This window comes from Arsenicicoccus bolidensis DSM 15745 (assembly GCF_000426385.1).
Classification (GTDB): Bacteria; Actinomycetota; Actinomycetes; order Actinomycetales; family Dermatophilaceae; genus Arsenicicoccus; species Arsenicicoccus bolidensis.
In genome coordinates this window covers 66109-81644 of the sequence record NZ_AUFG01000003.1, presented here as the reverse complement: position 1 = coordinate 81644, position 15536 = coordinate 66109, and the positions used below count along the sequence as shown (strand labels likewise).

The 15536-nt window shown below is 70.5% G+C and carries 19 protein-coding genes; 8 read left to right on the top strand and 11 right to left on the bottom strand.

Annotated features, from left to right (window positions below):
* Window positions 1-12 precede the first annotated feature (12 nt).
* Window positions 13-864, top strand: a complete 852-nt coding sequence (locus K313_RS0102715) for a glycoside hydrolase family 16 protein (RefSeq protein ID WP_156911110.1) — start codon at window positions 13-15, stop codon at window positions 862-864.
* Window positions 865-927: 63 nt separating this feature from the next.
* Complete coding sequence (locus K313_RS0102710) at window positions 928-1416, top strand: DUF3237 domain-containing protein (RefSeq protein WP_029210323.1); 489 nt, start codon at window positions 928-930, stop codon at window positions 1414-1416.
* A 121-nt stretch (window positions 1417-1537) separates the two neighbouring features.
* Here K313_RS0102710 and K313_RS0102705 read toward each other — a convergent pair whose 3' ends face one another.
* The 6 genes from K313_RS0102705 to K313_RS0102680 form a co-directional block, all read right to left on the bottom strand.
* Window positions 1538-3778 carry an immune inhibitor A domain-containing protein gene (locus K313_RS0102705; RefSeq protein WP_205621793.1) on the bottom strand — a complete coding sequence of 747 codons (2241 nt, stop codon included), beginning with the start codon at window positions 3776-3778 and terminating at the stop codon, window positions 1538-1540.
* A 157-nt stretch (window positions 3779-3935) separates the two neighbouring features.
* Window positions 3936-5381 (bottom strand): amino acid permease, encoded by a 1446-nt coding sequence (locus K313_RS0102700; RefSeq protein ID WP_051273974.1) that lies wholly within the window; start codon window positions 5379-5381, stop codon window positions 3936-3938.
* 67 nt (window positions 5382-5448) lie between these two features.
* Window positions 5449-6441, bottom strand: coding sequence for an ERCC4 domain-containing protein (locus tag K313_RS0102695; RefSeq protein WP_029210320.1), 993 nt, complete (start codon window positions 6439-6441; stop codon window positions 5449-5451).
* A 62-nt stretch (window positions 6442-6503) separates the two neighbouring features.
* Window positions 6504-6716, bottom strand: coding sequence for a hypothetical protein (locus K313_RS0102690; RefSeq protein WP_029210319.1), 213 nt, complete (start codon window positions 6714-6716; stop codon window positions 6504-6506).
* Between the two features lie 153 nt (window positions 6717-6869).
* Window positions 6870-7739 carry a siderophore-interacting protein gene (locus K313_RS0102685; protein ID WP_029210318.1) on the bottom strand — a complete coding sequence of 290 codons (870 nt, stop codon included), beginning with the start codon at window positions 7737-7739 and terminating at the stop codon, window positions 6870-6872.
* A gap of 116 nt (window positions 7740-7855) precedes the next feature.
* On the bottom strand, window positions 7856-8452 hold the full coding sequence (locus K313_RS0102680) for a hemerythrin domain-containing protein (protein WP_029210317.1): 597 nt from the start codon (window positions 8450-8452) through the stop codon (window positions 7856-7858).
* 117 nt (window positions 8453-8569) lie between these two features.
* On the opposite strand from K313_RS0102680, the gene K313_RS0102675 reads away from it, so the two are divergent.
* From K313_RS0102675 to K313_RS0102665, 3 genes are read left to right on the top strand one after another with little or no spacing between them, the layout of a single operon-like run.
* A complete protein-coding gene (locus tag K313_RS0102675; protein WP_084412393.1) occupies window positions 8570-10006 on the top strand; it encodes an amino acid permease in 1437 nt (478 codons plus the stop codon).
* Window positions 10007-10046: 40 nt separating this feature from the next.
* Window positions 10047-10244 carry a ribbon-helix-helix protein, CopG family gene (locus K313_RS0102670; protein WP_019286219.1) on the top strand — a complete coding sequence of 66 codons (198 nt, stop codon included), beginning with the start codon at window positions 10047-10049 and terminating at the stop codon, window positions 10242-10244.
* Complete coding sequence (locus tag K313_RS0102665) at window positions 10241-10621, top strand: type II toxin-antitoxin system death-on-curing family toxin (protein WP_029210314.1); 381 nt, start codon at window positions 10241-10243, stop codon at window positions 10619-10621. The genes K313_RS0102670 and K313_RS0102665 overlap by 4 nt, the downstream gene beginning before the upstream one ends.
* A gap of 67 nt (window positions 10622-10688) precedes the next feature.
* On the opposite strand, the gene K313_RS0102660 is transcribed toward K313_RS0102665, so the two are convergent.
* Window positions 10689-11747: an LLM class flavin-dependent oxidoreductase gene (locus tag K313_RS0102660; RefSeq protein ID WP_019286221.1), complete on the bottom strand. Its 1059-nt coding sequence runs from the start codon at window positions 11745-11747 to the stop codon at window positions 10689-10691.
* Here K313_RS0102660 and K313_RS22850 point away from each other — a divergent pair.
* Together K313_RS22850 and K313_RS24675 are read left to right on the top strand one after the other, a co-directional pair.
* Entirely contained in the window at window positions 11715-12266 is a 552-nt protein-coding gene (locus K313_RS22850; RefSeq protein ID WP_338021321.1) for a helix-turn-helix domain-containing protein, read from the top strand. The two genes, K313_RS0102660 and K313_RS22850, sit on opposite strands and share 33 nt — an antisense overlap.
* Window positions 12267-12368: 102 nt before the next feature.
* A complete protein-coding gene (locus K313_RS24675; protein ID WP_084412391.1) occupies window positions 12369-12656 on the top strand; it encodes a HepT-like ribonuclease domain-containing protein in 288 nt (95 codons plus the stop codon).
* Here the strand turns inward: K313_RS24675 and K313_RS0102645 are convergent.
* Complete coding sequence (locus K313_RS0102645) at window positions 12641-13147, bottom strand: hypothetical protein (RefSeq protein WP_019286224.1); 507 nt, start codon at window positions 13145-13147, stop codon at window positions 12641-12643. The two genes, K313_RS24675 and K313_RS0102645, sit on opposite strands and share 16 nt — an antisense overlap.
* A 72-nt stretch (window positions 13148-13219) precedes the next feature.
* Between K313_RS0102645 and K313_RS19795 the strand changes: the two genes are divergently transcribed.
* Complete coding sequence (locus tag K313_RS19795) at window positions 13220-13603, top strand: NADPH-dependent F420 reductase (protein WP_156911108.1); 384 nt, start codon at window positions 13220-13222, stop codon at window positions 13601-13603.
* A 35-nt stretch (window positions 13604-13638) separates the two neighbouring features.
* Here K313_RS19795 and K313_RS0102635 read toward each other — a convergent pair whose 3' ends face one another.
* The 3 genes from K313_RS0102635 to K313_RS0102625 all read right to left on the bottom strand — a co-directional run bounded on the left by K313_RS0102635 (window position 13639) and on the right by K313_RS0102625 (window position 15394).
* On the bottom strand, window positions 13639-14064 hold the full coding sequence (locus K313_RS0102635; protein WP_029210311.1) for a type II toxin-antitoxin system VapC family toxin: 426 nt from the start codon (window positions 14062-14064) through the stop codon (window positions 13639-13641).
* Window positions 14061-14342: a type II toxin-antitoxin system Phd/YefM family antitoxin gene (locus tag K313_RS0102630; protein WP_019286227.1), complete on the bottom strand. Its 282-nt coding sequence runs from the start codon at window positions 14340-14342 to the stop codon at window positions 14061-14063. Before K313_RS0102630 ends, K313_RS0102635 begins: the two co-directional genes overlap by 4 nt.
* Before the next feature lie 227 nt (window positions 14343-14569).
* Entirely contained in the window at window positions 14570-15394 is an 825-nt protein-coding gene (locus K313_RS0102625; protein WP_205621792.1) for an alpha/beta fold hydrolase, read from the bottom strand.
* Window positions 15395-15536 lie beyond the last annotated feature (142 nt).

The window sequence follows — 15536 nt, the reverse complement described above, 5'->3', positions numbered from 1 at the left end:
CGCCGTGCCCGTATGACGTTGACCGTCGCTCTCGCTGCGTGCGCGATGGCGGGATCTGCCTGTTCTCGCACCACCGGCGAACCCGCTTCGGCCGTCCCGAGGGCCGCCCAGGACTCGGGCTACACCTCCCTGGCGCTCGACGACACCTTCGACGATCTGGCCTCGGTGGACCTGACCGGAACCGGCGCTCCAGGGCGTCGTTGGTTCACCGACCGACCCTTCGGATGGGGGCGGACGATGCCGCAGGACCTGACCGTCAGGGACTCTGTCCTGACCATCTCGCCCTCGACCAAGAGCCCCAACTACGGCATCGCCACGTCCTCCCCCACCTCGCACGAGGGTCGCGGCTTCCGCTACGGCTACTTCGAGGCGCGGATGGCCTTCGACCCCGAGGACTGGCGCAGGTCCACCGGGTGGCCCGCCTTCTGGGGGCTGTCCCACGACCAGATCGTCGGAGTCGGCCGACCGCGGTGGGCCGAGCTCGACTTCTTCGAGGCCTACCGAGACCCGGGCAGGCCCTACGAGCACATCTTTGCCGGCACCGTCCACGACTGGCTCGCCGGCCCGCCCGAGACGGATCGGGCCAACCACGGCAACAGCTCGGCCCCGCTGGCCGGGGTCGACCTCACCCAGATGCACACCTACGCCTGCCTGTGGCAGCCAGGTCGCATCACCTGGATCTTCGACGGACGAGAGCTCTTCACGCAGACCTACTCCAAGGATGCGGCGCCATCGCCGAACCCACGTGGCCTGGCGCCGGGCATCTTCAGCCCGCTCGACACGGACGTCAACGGGCAGACAGTGATCCTCGGCACCGGGGTCGATCATCCGTTGCGCGTCGACTGGGTCCGCGTCTGGCAGTAGTGATCCATCTGCCCCATCGGCGGCCCGGCGCACGCGGCGAGGAGTGCCGGTAGCGTGCCGCCCATGGATGCCCTCGCGCCCCCCTCCCTCAGTCCCTTGTGCCGGCTCGAGGTCACCGTCGGCCCACCCATCGAGCTGGGGCGCGTGGCCGACGGCGTGCGCCGGATCATCCCCATCACCGGCGGCACCGTCACCGGGGTCGAGCGGGCCGAGGGCACCCTCAGCGGTGTCGTCCTGCCCGGCGGCGCCGACTTCCAGGTGCTGCGCAGCGACACCCTCACCGAGCTGGAGGCCCGCTACGCCGTCGAGACGGAGGACGGCGAGCGCATCTGGGTGACCAACCTCGGCATCCGCACGGGAGAGGCGCAGGACATCGCCGCCCTGGTGCGCGGTGAGTCGGTGCCGCACGACCGCATCTACTTCCGCTGCACCCCCCGCATGCAGTCGAGCGGACCCCGGTGGGGCTGGTTGGCGGGACGCATCCTCGTCGGCACCGGCCGCCGCACGCCGGACGCGGTCCACCTCGACATCTCGTGGTCGACTGACGACTGACGCACCCCGGTCCGCGCACATCGGCAGCACGCACCGGCAGCACGCACGGAGCGGCCCCGGCAGGTCTGACCTGCCAGGGCCGCTCCGTCGTGGTGCGGGACTCACGTCCCGGACCTCTGAACTACTTGGTGTAGTCGACCTTGATGTTCATCTGGTCGCCCTGCTTGGCCATGTTGTTGACCGTGATCTTGACGCCCGCGCCGGCCACCTTGGTGGAGGACCACGGGTTGGCGGCCGACCAGTAGCGGTTGGGGTCGCTGTCGTCGAAGGTCGGGATCGCCGGCTGCGACGGGACCGTGACCGGGACGCCGTTGCGGTGGAAGGTCACCGGGTCGGTCGCCTGCAGGCCGAAGGTCGCGTCGAAGGGCTGACGACGGTTGCCGAGCAGCGCCCCGTCGGGGAAGCGGATCGGCGTGGGACGCGCGTCGACCGGGAGGACCTGGCCGCCACCGGGGTGGACCGACGTGTTGTTGTCGGTGTACTCGTTGTTGATGTACCAGACGAGCATGCCGTCCTGGTAGGGGAAGCGCTCCACCCAGTCGGGCCGCGTGTTGGCCCAGCCGAAGTTGTACGGCCCGGTCTTGAGGTAGCGGTCGTAGCCGGTGTAGGTGCGGTTCTCCGCCAGGTAGTAATGCGTGACGGCCTCGGAAGAACTGGCCCCGACCTGGGTGAAGCCCTTGGCCGTCCAGCCCTTGGCGTCGCCCTCGACGTCGTCGGTGAACACGGTCTGCCCGTCGGCGACGAGGGTGATGTCGTCGACGAACGCGCCGAGCTCGTGGACGCCGCCGTCGGAGGCGTAGCGGAAGCGGAAGCTGATCTGCTTGCCGACGTAGGCGGACAGGTCGTACGTCTTCTGGACGTAGCCGCCGGAGCTGCCGTCGTAGGTGGCCAGCTGCTTCCAGGTGGCGCCGCCGTCGTCCGTGACCTCGGCGTAGAAGTAGTCGTACTCCGCCTCGGTCTGGTAGTTGACCCACGCGGACAGCGACGCCGTCTTGGCGGTGGTCAGGTCGATCGGGCGGGTCAGCGTGACGTTGAGGTCATCGGCCGCGCCGGACCACCACTGCTTGCTGCCCGAGTGCGGGGCGACGAGCTGGGTGGTGCGGGTCTTGTCAGGCAGCGACACGAGCGCGGCCTGCGGCATCTTGCCCGCGAGCGCGGCCGGGCCGAGCTTGACGTTGCCGTCCTTGCCGTAGCTCACGGTCTGGTAGTCGAGCCAGCCGAGCTGGAGCTTCTCCCACGGGCCCATGTAGCCGGGCTTGGAGCCGATGTCGACGGTGCCGTCGTTGAGCCAGGAGCCGGCGCTCATGAGGGTCCAGAAGCCGGTGCCGTTGTCGCCGCCCTGGGTGTCGTAGAGGTCCGGCAGGCCGAGGTCGTGACCGAACTCGTGGGTGAAGACGCCGAGGCCGCCGTTCTCGGGCTCGGTGGTGTAGTCACCGATCCAGATGTCCGAGCTGCCGATGCGCACACCGCCGGCCTTGTTGGTGGCGGGGCCGGACTTGCCGGCGTTGTTGGAGTAGGCGTACCACCGGTGGGACCAGATGGCGTCCTCGCCCTGGGCGCCGCCGCCGGCCTCCTCGCCCTCACCGGCGTGGATGGCCTGGAAGTGGTCGATGTAGCCGTCCGGCTCGTTGAAGTCGCCGTCCTGGTCGAAGTCGTAGCGGTCGACCTTGTCGAAGCCCTTGAGGTAGGCGGCGATCTCCGCGTCGGTCTTGCCAGCAGCCTTCTGCGCGGCATACCAGGCGTTGGCGGAGTCCTGGACGAACGGCCAGGCGCCGGCTGCGTCGGAGATCTTGTTGCTGCCGTAACGAGCCTCGTTGTAGGGCACCTTGACCCAGTTGGAGACGTCGCCCTTGGCGAGGAAGCGACCGTTGGACTGCTTGAGGTAGAAGTCCTTGAAGGACTCGCCGTCGCCGAACATGAGGTTCTGGTAGTGGGCGCGGTCGAAGTTCGCACGCCAGATCGTGGAGTTGTCCTGCGAGCGGTCGGGCTGCGGGATCTGGTTGTGCAGCGGACCGGCGGTGCCGCCGGTCCTCGGGTCCACCCCGTCGCCGAACTCCGCGAGGATCGTGAAGATGTCCTCCTCACGGTTCACGTCGTAGTTGACGTACTGGCCCTTGGCCACCTTGATGACCTTCTTGCCCTTCTTGTTGGTCTCGACCTTGGCCGTGCCCTTGACGACCTTCTCGACACCCTTCTCGCGCAGCGCGCGCTGCTTGTCACCCAGCGGGTGGGAGCGGTCGTCGTTCTTCTTCGACGTGCCGAGCTGCGGGTCGCCCTGGGTGGGGGCGGCGTGGGCGGTGGTGGGGGCCAGCGACAGGGCGATGAGCATCGCTCCCGTGGCGCCCGCGATGGTGCGCTTCATGGTGCTCCTCATGATGAGCACGAACGACGACGTCGTTCGTTTGGGGGTGCTGGAACCTTATGCTCGTCCTATTCGCCCCGACAGGACCAAATGAGTGAATGATCCCGACTGGTCACGCGTACCCCCGCATGACCAGCACACCGAGCGCCCGTCCCGGTCAGCGCCGACTCAGGTCGGCGGTCGCCAGGTCGACGGAGGGTGACCGGGTCACCAGCTTGTGCCCGGCCCACAGGGCCAGGAACAACGGGAGACCGAGGTATGACGAGAGCAGGGTCTTGACGTCCGTGTTGCCGACCAGCGCCTCGTAGTTCTGCCCGACGATGACGATCGCGCACATCAGCAGCGCCACGATCGGCCCCAGGGGGAACCACCGGGCCCGGAACGGCAGGTCCTCGAGGCGGCGTCCCTGGAGGACGTACGCCTTGCGGAAGCGGTAGTGCGACCAGGCGATGCCCATCCAGGTGATGAAGCCGGCCAGGCCGGAGGCGCTGACGAGCCAGATGTAGGCGCTGCCGTCGCCGATGAGGCTGGTGAGGAAGCAGAGCGCACCGATGGCGGTGGTGGCGAGCAGGGCGTTCATCGGGACGCCGCGACGCGTGGTGCGGCCGAAGATCGCCGGCGCCTTGCCGCCGCGGGCCAGGCCGTAGAGCATGCGGGTCGAGGCGAACATGCCGCTGTTGCCCGCAGACAGGATTGACGTCAGGATCACGGCGTTGATCAGGGTGGCGGCACCGAGCACCCCCGCGCGCTCGAACACCAGGGTGAACGGCGAGACGGCGACCTTGTCGATGTCGCTGCCGAGCAGGCGCGGATCCGTGTGGGGCAGCAGGAAGCCGATGACGGCGATGGCCCCGACGTAGAACAGGACGATGCGGTAGAACACGGCGCGGATGGCCTTGGGGATGGTCCGCTCCGGCTCCTCGGCCTCCCCGGAGGCCACCGCGATGAGCTCGGTGCCCTGGAAGGAGAAACCCGCGACCATGAAGATCGCGAGCATGCCCGTGAAGCCGCCGACGAAGGGCGCCTCCCCCGTCGTCCAGTTGCTGAAGCCCGGGGAGGGGCCGGACAGGATGCCGACGATCATGGCGACGCCGACCACGAGGAACACGATCACCGTCAGGACCTTGATCGAGGCGAACCAGAACTCGCTCTCGCCGAACGCCTTGACCGACGCGCAGTTCAGCGCGAACAGGAGGCTGAGGAAGACCGCCGACCACAACCACGACGAGACGTCGGGGAGCCAGTACTTCATGACGATGGCGGCGGCCACGAGCTCGGCCGCGACCGTGATCGCCCAGTTGAACCAGTAGTTCCAGCCCGTGGCGAACCCGAAGCTCGGGCTGACGAAGCGGGTGCCGTAGGTCTCGAAGGAGCCGGCCACCGGCAGATAGGTCGACATCTCGCCGAGGCTCTGCATGAGCAGGTAGACCATGAAGCCGATGGCGGCATACGCCAGGAGCGCGCCTCCCGGCCCGGCCTTGGAGATAGACTGCCCCGACGCCACGAACAGGCCGGTGCCGATGGCCCCGCCGATCGCGATCATGTTGAGGTGGCGGGCCTTGAGCCCGCGGTGCAGGTCGCTCTGTGCGACTAGGTCGCTCATGCTCACTCCGTGCAGGTCAGGGGAGCTCGGTCGCGGATCGTGGCCGACGGGTGCGCTCAGGGGGTCGTCAGCCGTTCGGGAAGGTATCACCGTGGGCGGCCCGGTATGCCGCCACCACGCTCGCCGCGAGACGGCCACCGCGCGCCGAGACCGGCAGGCCCTCGGCCACCGCCCAGGCGCGTATCTCGGCGGGGGTCGGCTCACGCGGAGGCATCCCGGGGCCGGGCGACAGGTCCGCCACGCGCGCCGAGGCGCCGTCCTCCTGGGCGAGCTCGACCAGGCAGGCCCCGAAGAACCGGTAGGTCCACTGCTGCGCGAGCGCGCGGGTCTCGGCGAAGATGACGGGCACGCTCGGCACCCGTGCCTGGCACTCCGCGAGCCCCTCGGCGACCACGGAGGGACGCACCGGGATCGATGGGTCGAGCTTGAACACGTCGGAGTACCTCGCCTCCACGACGACGGCGGCCCGGGGGACGGTCGCCAGCTCGGCCAGGGCATAGCGCAGCCGCCCCGAGGTCAGGGTCGACACCAGGTCCGGCAAGGACTTGCGCTCGACCACCGCGACGGGCCGACCCTCCACCTCCACGGCGTAGTCACCGACCGGCAGCCCCCGGCGCACCGTCGTGACCTGCTCGTCCGAGAACTTCCAGGCGTACCGCTCGTGGCTGTCGACCACGACCTGCATCTCGGCGATCCCGGCCGCCCTGGCCCGCGGCGAGCGCACCGACGGGCGGGCCTGCTTGGCCGTCCGCGCGGTCTGCCAGAAGATCGCCTCCCTGCCCCGCACCTGCGTGAGCACGAGCTGGGAGCGGTTCTCCCGACCCCGGTCCAGGACGAGGTCGATGGCCGCGCCGCGACGCACGCAGGTGCGGGTGGGCGTGCGCTCGACGATCTCCGCGTCATCCGGCCACTCGGCGCGGTGGCAGTAGACCTTGGCCGTCCGCGGCCACATCTCCTTGGCCTTGAGCACCACCCCGTCAGGGCCGAGGGGGATGCGCAGGAGGTACGGCAGGCTGGAGCCGGGCTCCGGGTTGCGAGCGATCAGGAAGTCGTCCACCACGGCCGCAGCCTACCGACAGACCTATCGACAGACCTGTCGCCGACCGTCGTCGATCAGGCTGGTCAGCCCCCGGTTGCGCTGACGACGGGCTCGTCGCTCGGGTCCGGCAGCGCCATGATCGCGGCGGCGAGCACCGCCATCACCAGCCGCGGCTGCAGCACGCCCCAGTCCCGCAGCCGGTCCTCGATCCAGCCGTCGGCCGAGACGCTCAGCCGACCGAGGCCGTATGCCGCCCCGGCCGCCCCGATGCCGCCGGCCAGGGCGAGCGGGGTCACCGCCGGTGGGGCGTCGACGTCGGGCGTCCCGCCCCGCCCGCACGGGTGCGGGCCAGCGCCGAACGGGCACGAGCGTGATCGCTCCGGTCGCAAGCGCGGCCAGGGCCTTGTGGTTGCGGTCCATCGGTGCTTCCCCCTGTGATCGTGCGGTGGTCAGCCGGTCGGCGCCGCCGCGGTCGAGCCGTCCTGCTCCTGCTCCATCGCGGCCACGAACTCGCGCTTGCCGGCCTGCCAGGCATCCTCGTCCTGACCCGTTCGCCAGTATCCCGAGATCGACACGCGATCTCTAGGCACCCCCTGCTCGACGAAGAGGTAGCGGCGCAGGTCCTTGATCATGTCGGCGTTGCCATGCACGAACGCCCGGACGTCCCCGCCCGGCAGCCCGGCCGCCCGCACGGCCTGGGCCAGGGCCACGCCATACCGGCCGCCGGTCTCGTCCCGGTGCACCCAGGTGATCTGGATCCCCGGCGTCGTGCGCAGCGGCACGTGCGTGGTGGCGTCCGCGACCTCGACGAACACGCTGGCGCGCGCGTCGTGGGGCAGCGCGTCCAGGGCGGCCGCGATCGCGGGGGCCGCCGACTCATCGCCCACGAGCAGGTGGTGGTCGGCGGTCGGGTCGGGACCCCAGCCACCGCCGGGGCCGTAGAACCCGATGCCGTCCCCCGGTCGCGCCGCAGCGGCCCACGGGCCCGCCAGCCCCTCGTCGCCGTGGACCACGAAGTCCAGCGCCATCTGCCCGGCCACGGGGTCCAGGCTGCGGATCGTGTAGGTCCGCGTCACCGGCCACTGCTCGCGCGGCCGCTCCTCGCGGAGCGTGTCGGGGTCGAACGGCCACGCGTAGTCGGCCCCGGCGGGCGCGAACAGCAGCTTGACGTAGCGATCCGTCTGCTCCGACGGCTCGATCGTCGTGAGGTCGGACCCCTCGAGGTGCACGCGCACCAGGTCGCGGGTGAGGCGCTCGGTGCGGGTGACGGTGGCCGTGCGCATCACCCGGGGGCGGCGCTGGGGTCGCTGGTCGCTCATAAGGGCACCCTAACCTCGCCGCCTGCGTGACGCCGGCGAGCGGCGTCGCAGGCCCCCGGAGACGGCGTCAGGGCCGCCCGGCACCGGCCGGACGGCCCTGACGACAGGCTGTTGTCCTACTTCTTGGGAGAAGCCTTCTTCGCGGAGGCCTTCTTCGCGGGCTCGGCCTTGCCCTCGGCCTCCTCCAGCTCGGCCTTCGGGTCCTCGACGTACTCCTCGGCGTCCTTGTTGACCGGCTCGATGCCGGTCGCCGCCTTGGTCGCCTGGTAGCGCAGGAACTCCACCGCGATGTCGTGCCGCAGCTGCAGGCTCGCGTGGTCCCGGAAGTCGCGCAGGTCCTGCCGCTCCTCCTCGCCCATGTGCTCGGAGTTGGCGATGTCGGCGTCGGTGACGGCCTGCCACCACTCGTCCGAGCCCACCTTGGCCTCGTCGGCCCGGCCGATCGCGTCGCGGATCTTGTTGTGGTCCTTGATCGCGTCCTCGACCTCGCCCTCGACGGTGCCGTCGTCGGCGTCCGCCGCACCGGTCCCCTTCTCGAGCAGGTGGGGATAGAAGTAGCGCTCCTCGGCCTCGGCGTGGGTCTCCAGGAAGATCACCAGCCGCTTCCACAGCGCCTCGAGCCCCTCGACGTCCTTCTTGGGGAACTCCTCCAACTGCGCGAATGCCGCTCGCTGCTGCGCGTGCTGCTCCAGGATGATCTCGGTGATGTCCACTGCTGCCTCCTCGTGGTGCCGGCGTCCGATTCGTCGAGGCGCATACCCCGGACACCCCCGTCATACGCAGAGGTCTGCGGACTAGCCTGGGAGGGTTGCCCACGAGGAAGGACCACCGTGTCGTCACCGAGCCGCCGCTCGTCCACCCGGCAGAGCGAGCCCCCGCAGGGCCCGGCGCCCGTGCCCCACCACACCCTCGCGCGCGGGCTGACGACGCGGCACGTGCAGTTCATCGCGCTGGGCTCGGCGATCGGGACGGGCCTGTTCTACGGCTCCGCCGACGCCATCCGGATGGCGGGGCCGGCGGTCCTCCTGGGTTATGTCGCAGCGGGACTCGCGGTGTTCCTCGTGATGCGGGCGCTCGGCGAGATGGCCGTCCGTGACCCCGGCGCCGGGTCCTTCGGGCGCTACGCGCGTACCTACCTCGGGCCGCTCGGCGGCTTCGTGACCGGCTGGATGTTCGTCATCGAGATGCTGGTCGTGGCCGTCGCCGACGTCACCGCCCTCACGATCTATCTCGGCCACTGGTGGCCGGAGGTGCCGGGCTGGGTGTGGGTGGTCGGCGCGATCGCCCTGGTCACCGGCCTCAACCTCATCCACGTGAAGGTCTTCGGCGAGACGGAGTTCTGGCTCTCGCTGATCAAGGTCACCGCGATCATCGCGATGATCGCCGCCGGTCTCACGATCCTCGCGCTCGGCCTGCAGGTCCCCGGCGGCAGCCACCCGACGGTCGAGAACCTCTGGGCGCATGGCGGTTTCGCGCCATACGGGCTGTGGGGCGCGCTGGTCTCGCTCACCGTCGTGGTGTTCGCGTTCGGCGGGATCGAGACGCTGGGGCTGTCCGCCGCGGAGGCCGAGGACCCCGGGCACGCCATCCCGCGCGCCATCAACACCATCCCCTGGCGCGTCCTGCTCTTCTACGTCGGCGCCATCGGCGTCATCCTCTGCCTCGCGCCGTGGACCACGGTGGACGGGCGGTCGAGCGCGTTCGTGCAGATCTTTGACGCCGTGGGGCTGCCCGCCGCCGCGAACGTGCTCAACGCCGTCGTCATCACCGCGGCCTTCTCGGCGCTCAACGCCATCACCTTCTCGATCGGCCGCATGCTGCACGGCCTCGCGGAGCAGGGCGACGCGCCGCGAGCGCTGGCGCGCACCAACGGTCGCGGGGTGCCGGTGGCGGCCGTGGGCTTCGTGGCGGCGGCGCTGACGGTGGGGCTCGTGCTCAACGTCCTGGTGCCTGAGGGCGTGTTCATGCTCGTGGCGTCGGTGGCGAGCTTCGCGACGGTCTTCGTCTGGCTGATGATCCTGCTCTCGCACGTCGCCATGAAGCGGCAGATCGCCCGTAGCGAGCTCTCCCCCGGCGGCTTCCCCGTGCCCGGGTGGCCGGTCGCCAGCTGGGCCGCCGTCGCGTTCATGGTCGGCGTGCTGGTGCTCCTCGGGGTCGGCTCGGCCTCACGCCCCGCCCTGTGGACCGGCCTCGTGACGCTCGTGGTGCTGGTCCTGGCGCACCGGCTCAGCGCAGGCCCTCGCCGAGCCGCTCGGCGCAACACCTGACCCGACGCGTGGTACCACGGAGGTACCATGGAGCATGGCCATGAACCTACGACTCACCCCGGAGCAGGACGCCACCCTGACCGAGCTCGCGCGCGCGGAGGGCGTCTCCAAGCAGGAGGCCGTCGTGCGCGCCATCCACGAGGCCGCCTCGCGGCGGATGCACCGTGCCGACGTCGCTGCCGGATCAGCCTGGGGTCGGGAGCGCTACGCCGACGTGCTGCGGCGCCTCGGCGAATGACGACCCGCTACCTCGAGCTGGACGACCTGCTCGGGCTGGCCGACCAGCTGGACGTCGGCCCGGTCGTGGACGTCGGCCTGCTCGATGCCGCCGCCCACCGGCCCCGCACCTGGGTCGACGGCCGGGACGCCTACCCCGCCGTCGAGGAGAAGGCCGCCGTCCTTCTGGAGTCGATCACCCGCAGCCACCCGCTGGTCGACGGCAACAAGCGCCTCGGTTGGCTGGCGACCGTGACCTTCTGCTGGATCAACGGATGGGTGGTCGACGGACCGGACGACGAGGTCTACGACCTGGTCGTGCACGTGGCGACCGGGTCGATGCCGTATGCCGTCAGCGCCCGTCGCCTCGCGGGCTGGCTGTCACCCCGCGACGGATGACCACGCGCTCGTCTCTGTGCGTCGCGCGGTGACGGGACGGCGAGTGCGGGTGCGATGGCTCGGCGGCTCAGCGCGGCAGCTCGGCGTAGCCGCTGACCGGGCCGTCCTGGTTGGGCTCCCACCCGAGGGCCGGCGCCACGTGCTCGGCGAAGGTCTGCAGGATGCGCAGGTTGGCCTCGGGCCCGAGCTGCGACGGGATGGTCAGCATCAGGGTGTCCGCGGCCCTCACGGCGGCGTCCGCCTGGAGCTCCGCGACGAGCCGATCCGGTTCTCCGACATACGACTTGCCGAAGGTCGAGGTGAATCCGTCGATGACGCCGACCTGGTCGCCGGACCCTCCGCGCAGCTGACCCCAGACGAGGTCGCGGCTGTCGACGATCGGAAAGACGCTGCGGCTCACCGAGACTCGCGGCACGCGGCCGTGCCCCGCAGCCGCGAAGGCGGCGCGGTAGCGCTCGATCTGCTCGCGCTGCAGGTCGCCGAAGGACTCCCCCGTCGCCTCGGTCAGCAGCGTGGAGCTCATCAGGTTGACGCCGAGCTCTCCTGCCCACGAGGCGGTCTCGCGGGTGCCGGCGCCCCACCAGACGCGGTCGGCGAGACCCGGCGAGTGCGGCTCGACCCGCAGCCGCTGGCCGGGGCCGTGCTGGGCGGGATCGGCGTCGACCAGCCGGTCCCCGCGGACGGCCCGCATGAACGTCGCGAACTTGTCGCGCGCCAGGTCGGCACCGCGCGGGTCCCGGGACCCGGTGTAGCCGAAGGCCTCCCACCCGCGCAGCGCCGGCTCGGGCGACCCGCGGCTGATGCCGAGGGCGATCCGGTTGTCGGCGATGAGGTCGAGCTGGGCGGCCTCCTCGGCGAGGTAGAGGGGGTTCTCGTAGCGCATGTCGATGACGCCGGTGCCGACCTCGATCCGCTCGGTGGTCGCGGCGATGGCGGCGAGCAGCGGCATGGGGCTGGCTGACTGGCGCGCGAAGTGGTGCACGCGGAAGTAGGCCCCGTTGACGCCCAGCTCGTCCGCGCCCCGGGCGATCTCGATCGCGTCCTTGAGCGACTGGCCAGCGCTGGGGTCGCCCGGGCCACGTCCGGACCCGTAGTGCCCGAAGCTGAGGAAACCGAAGGCCTTCATGGGCCCCTCAACGTCGTTGACGCGCGCATTAGTCCTGCGGGAGGCGAGGGGCTTGATATCGAGCGATGTAATCTCAGCGTGGACGATCTCCGGGAGCGGCGACTGCGCGCTGGGCTCACCCAGACGGCCCTGGCTGCCCGCAGCGGTGTGGCGCAGCCCAACATCGCGGCCTACGAGTCAGGACGACGGCGCCCGTCGGCAGCGTCGCAGGAGCGACTCGTGGCGGCGCTGCGCCCGTTGCCCCGAGAGGCGCTGGCCAGACATCGAGACGCGGTCGTGCGGGTGCTGGAGCAGCATCGAATGACGAACCCCCGGGTCTTCGGCTCGGCCGCGACCGCCTCCGATGCCACCCGGAGCGATCTCGATCTGCTCGTCGACGCTGCCGACGACCTGGATCTGCTCGACATCATCGACGCCGCCGCGGAGCTCGAGGACCTGCTGGAGGTGCCGGTCGACATCGTGACGTCTCGGTCGCTGCGGACCGGTCATGAGATCGCGACCTCGGCGGTGCCCGTATGACGCGGGAACCTGCCTTGTCCGCACCCACCATCGCCCGCCTCACCGACATCGTCCGCCTGTGCCACCGAGCGGAGGCGATCGCTGCCCGGGGCCGAGAGTGGTATGACAGCGACCCCGACCTCGAGGTGCCGAAGCTCGCCGCGGACTCCGTGGTCCTCAAGCTGGGCGAGGCGGTGCGCCGACTGCCCGAGGGCTTCCTGGACGAGCGTCAGGGCGACCCGACCGCGTCGTGCGATCGGGATGCGTCACCGCATCGCGCACGAGCACGACGCGGTCGACGACGACATTGTGTGGCTGGTGATCTCACGTCATGCGCGCGAGCTGCGGGCGACCATCGAGCGCCTGCTCGACGCCCAGGACGGCACGCCGCGACCTCATGACCCGACCTGACCTGACCCTCGATCAACCCTCACCACGGCGGTGGCAGCAGCCCGGAGCAGGCCCGGCGCCAGCCGGCGATGGACCGCCGAGAGCACCGTCCAGACCTGGGAGGCAGGCAACCGGTCGTAGCGGATCAGCGTGGCCAGCGAGACCTCCGACGGCGTCGCGCGCACGATCAGGTTGACAGCCATGTCCCAGGACCGGGCCTCGAGCCGAATCCAGTCCTCGCCGCGCGCCGCGATCTGCCACCCCGCGACCGCCGAGCCCGATCGCCCGGGGACCAGTCGCAGCTGCAGCAGTCCCTGCCAGATGAACTGCTCCCCCACGGTCGGCACGTCGCCGAACATCGCTCGAGCCCACTGCTCCGGCGTCGCCGCTGCGCCCGGCACCCTCATGGTGAACACGTCGGCGTAGCCGATGCGCTCCAGCCCGGCACGAGACAGGACGGTCGGACCGACGGCGGCCAGGCCGAGCACGCCGTCGACGGGCATCGTCGACACATCACGATCATCCATGTCTCCCCCAGGCTCTGGGAGAGCGAGTGGGCATCCCAGCAGCTGGGTCGCCCCATCGTGAAGGCTTGGAACGCCGTGGGCTCCGGCACCTTTGCCGACCGCGCCCTGCCCGCCGGGCACCCCGACCGCCTCGCCATCCCCATCGCAGGCGACGACCCGCGCGCCAAGGAGGTCGCCGCCACCCTGATGGACGACTCGGGCTTCGACGCCGTGGACGCGGGTTCGATCGCCGACTCGTGGCGCCAGCAGCCGGGCTCACCCGCGTACTGCACCGAGCTGACCGCGGCCGAGCTCCCTGCGGCGCTGGAGTCCGCGCAGCGCGAGCGCCTGCCGAAGCGCCGGGACTTCGCGGCGGCGATCCTGAACGAGCGCATGGAGGACCCGGCTGCAGGACTCGACTCCGACTACGCCGTCCGGCTCAGCCGCATGATCTACATGTGACGGCCGGCCCTCCTCCCGAGCGGACTCTCTGACCCTCAGGCTGGGCGGGGCGGCGCGCCGGGGGGGCCAGCCGGGGCGATCACGTCCAGGCCGGCAGCCCTGGCCGCCTCGCCGAGCCTGCGGTCGTAGGTGAGGACCGCCGAGGCATCGAGCCGGATGGCCGCCTCGAGGTGCAAGGCATCCAGGGTCCGCAGGTAGGGCATGGGCAGGTAGCCGGCACCTCGATAGACGGCTCGATCGAGGGCTGCGAGGGCGACGCCGTCGAGGAGTCGCGTCACGTCTGACTGGTCGAGCCCCTCGCGGACCGCGACCCGGCGCAGCTCCGTCTCCAGCAGGTCGCTCGAGACGAGCTCGGCTGCCGTCGAGTCGAGCCAGTCCAGGAGCGCAGCACTCTCTGGCTGGTCGATGAGCAGTGCCGCGAGAGCGGACGTGTCGACGTATACGACCCCGCTCGAGGTCACAACCGATCCTCGCGAAGGTCGTCGAGGGTCTCGGCGAGGCTCCGGGCGCCACTCCTGCGCTCGATCGCCAACGCCGTCCACCCTCCGGTGCGACGCGCCGGGCGCGCGATCGGCAGCGCTGGAAGAGGCCTGTCGAGCGGGACGATCCGGCCCACGGGAACCCCGCTGTTGGTCAGGACGAAGGAGTGGCCCTCGCTCACCGCCCGCAGCACACGCCCGGACTCGTTGCGCAGCTCACGCTGCGACAGGCTCTCCGCAGGAGGCTCGATCGCGCTCATACCACCGAGCGTAGCGCACGTGCTACGGGCAGGCCGGGAGTGGCGGGGGCGGCCTGAGGGCCGAGGAAGAGAACGAGTGAGCCGGCGGGCTGGGGGCGGAGCCAGGCTTCCAGGCTGGCCCTTTGGCCTACACGTTGAAACGGAACTCGACGACGTCGCGTCGCTCCGGAACATGACGTGTTCAACTACCCCTCGTGGCTGCCGATCCTCAACGGGCCGAGCTTGCGCTACGCGATCTCTGCTTCCGTGGTCACCGCGCTCCTCCACTCACGCAGGAGAGCACGGACCAGTTCCGGTTGATCGAGATGGACGTTATGCCCGGCACCGTCGAGCGCCGCATACGTCGATCGAGGGAACCGCCTCGACAGCGCGTCTTGATCCTCGTAGCCGACGATGTGGTCCCGCTTGCCCGCGACGACAAGCACGGGGCGGTCCAGCACAAGCCTGTCCTCGTTCGAATGCGGGAGCTCGTAGAGATCGCCGATGCGACGCATCGCGTCGTCGTCGGCCGCAGTGATTCCAGGGAGTGCGGCTCGCTGGAACCGGAGCCAGTTCTCGCGACTCTGCAGGACGGCCATTTCTGCGTACGTCACGGCGTCCGCAGGTGCGATCGAGGCCAGGAGATCGTGGTCCTCGACGAGCACGCACCGCTCGGGCACCGTCCGGCGCTCGTGCGCGGGATCGACGACCGGTGCCAGGAGGGCCATCCCGAGGCATTGCGCCGGTCGGCGCGCCACCAGGTCCCTCGCGAGCAGACCCCCCAGCGAGTTCGCGACGACGGCGAACGACGAGGAACCGATCAGCTCGGAGGTCAGCTCGTCAAGCCAATCCGCAACGTCAGGCAGGCCGCCCCGCCCGATCAGCGGCGGGGTCTGCCCGAACCCAGGAAGGTCGACATAGATGCGCTCCCACCCATCCCCGTCATCACTGGCGAAGACGTCGTCGAGATCGCTCAGCAGCCGATGATCGACTCCGTTGCCGTGGATGAACAGCACCGGCGTTCCGGCGCCTCGGCGCACCACATGGGGATTCGGGAGCATGACGGTCTCCATCTGAACTTCACGTCGAACCGGAATTCCACCGCGTTTCGGTACAAAGAACCATCAGCGAGACGGGCCTCGTCTTGCGCCGAGGCGCGCGGTGAGTGCGTCTGCGACTTCATCCGCAGTCCGCGTTGCCGTGGCGTCGATGGAC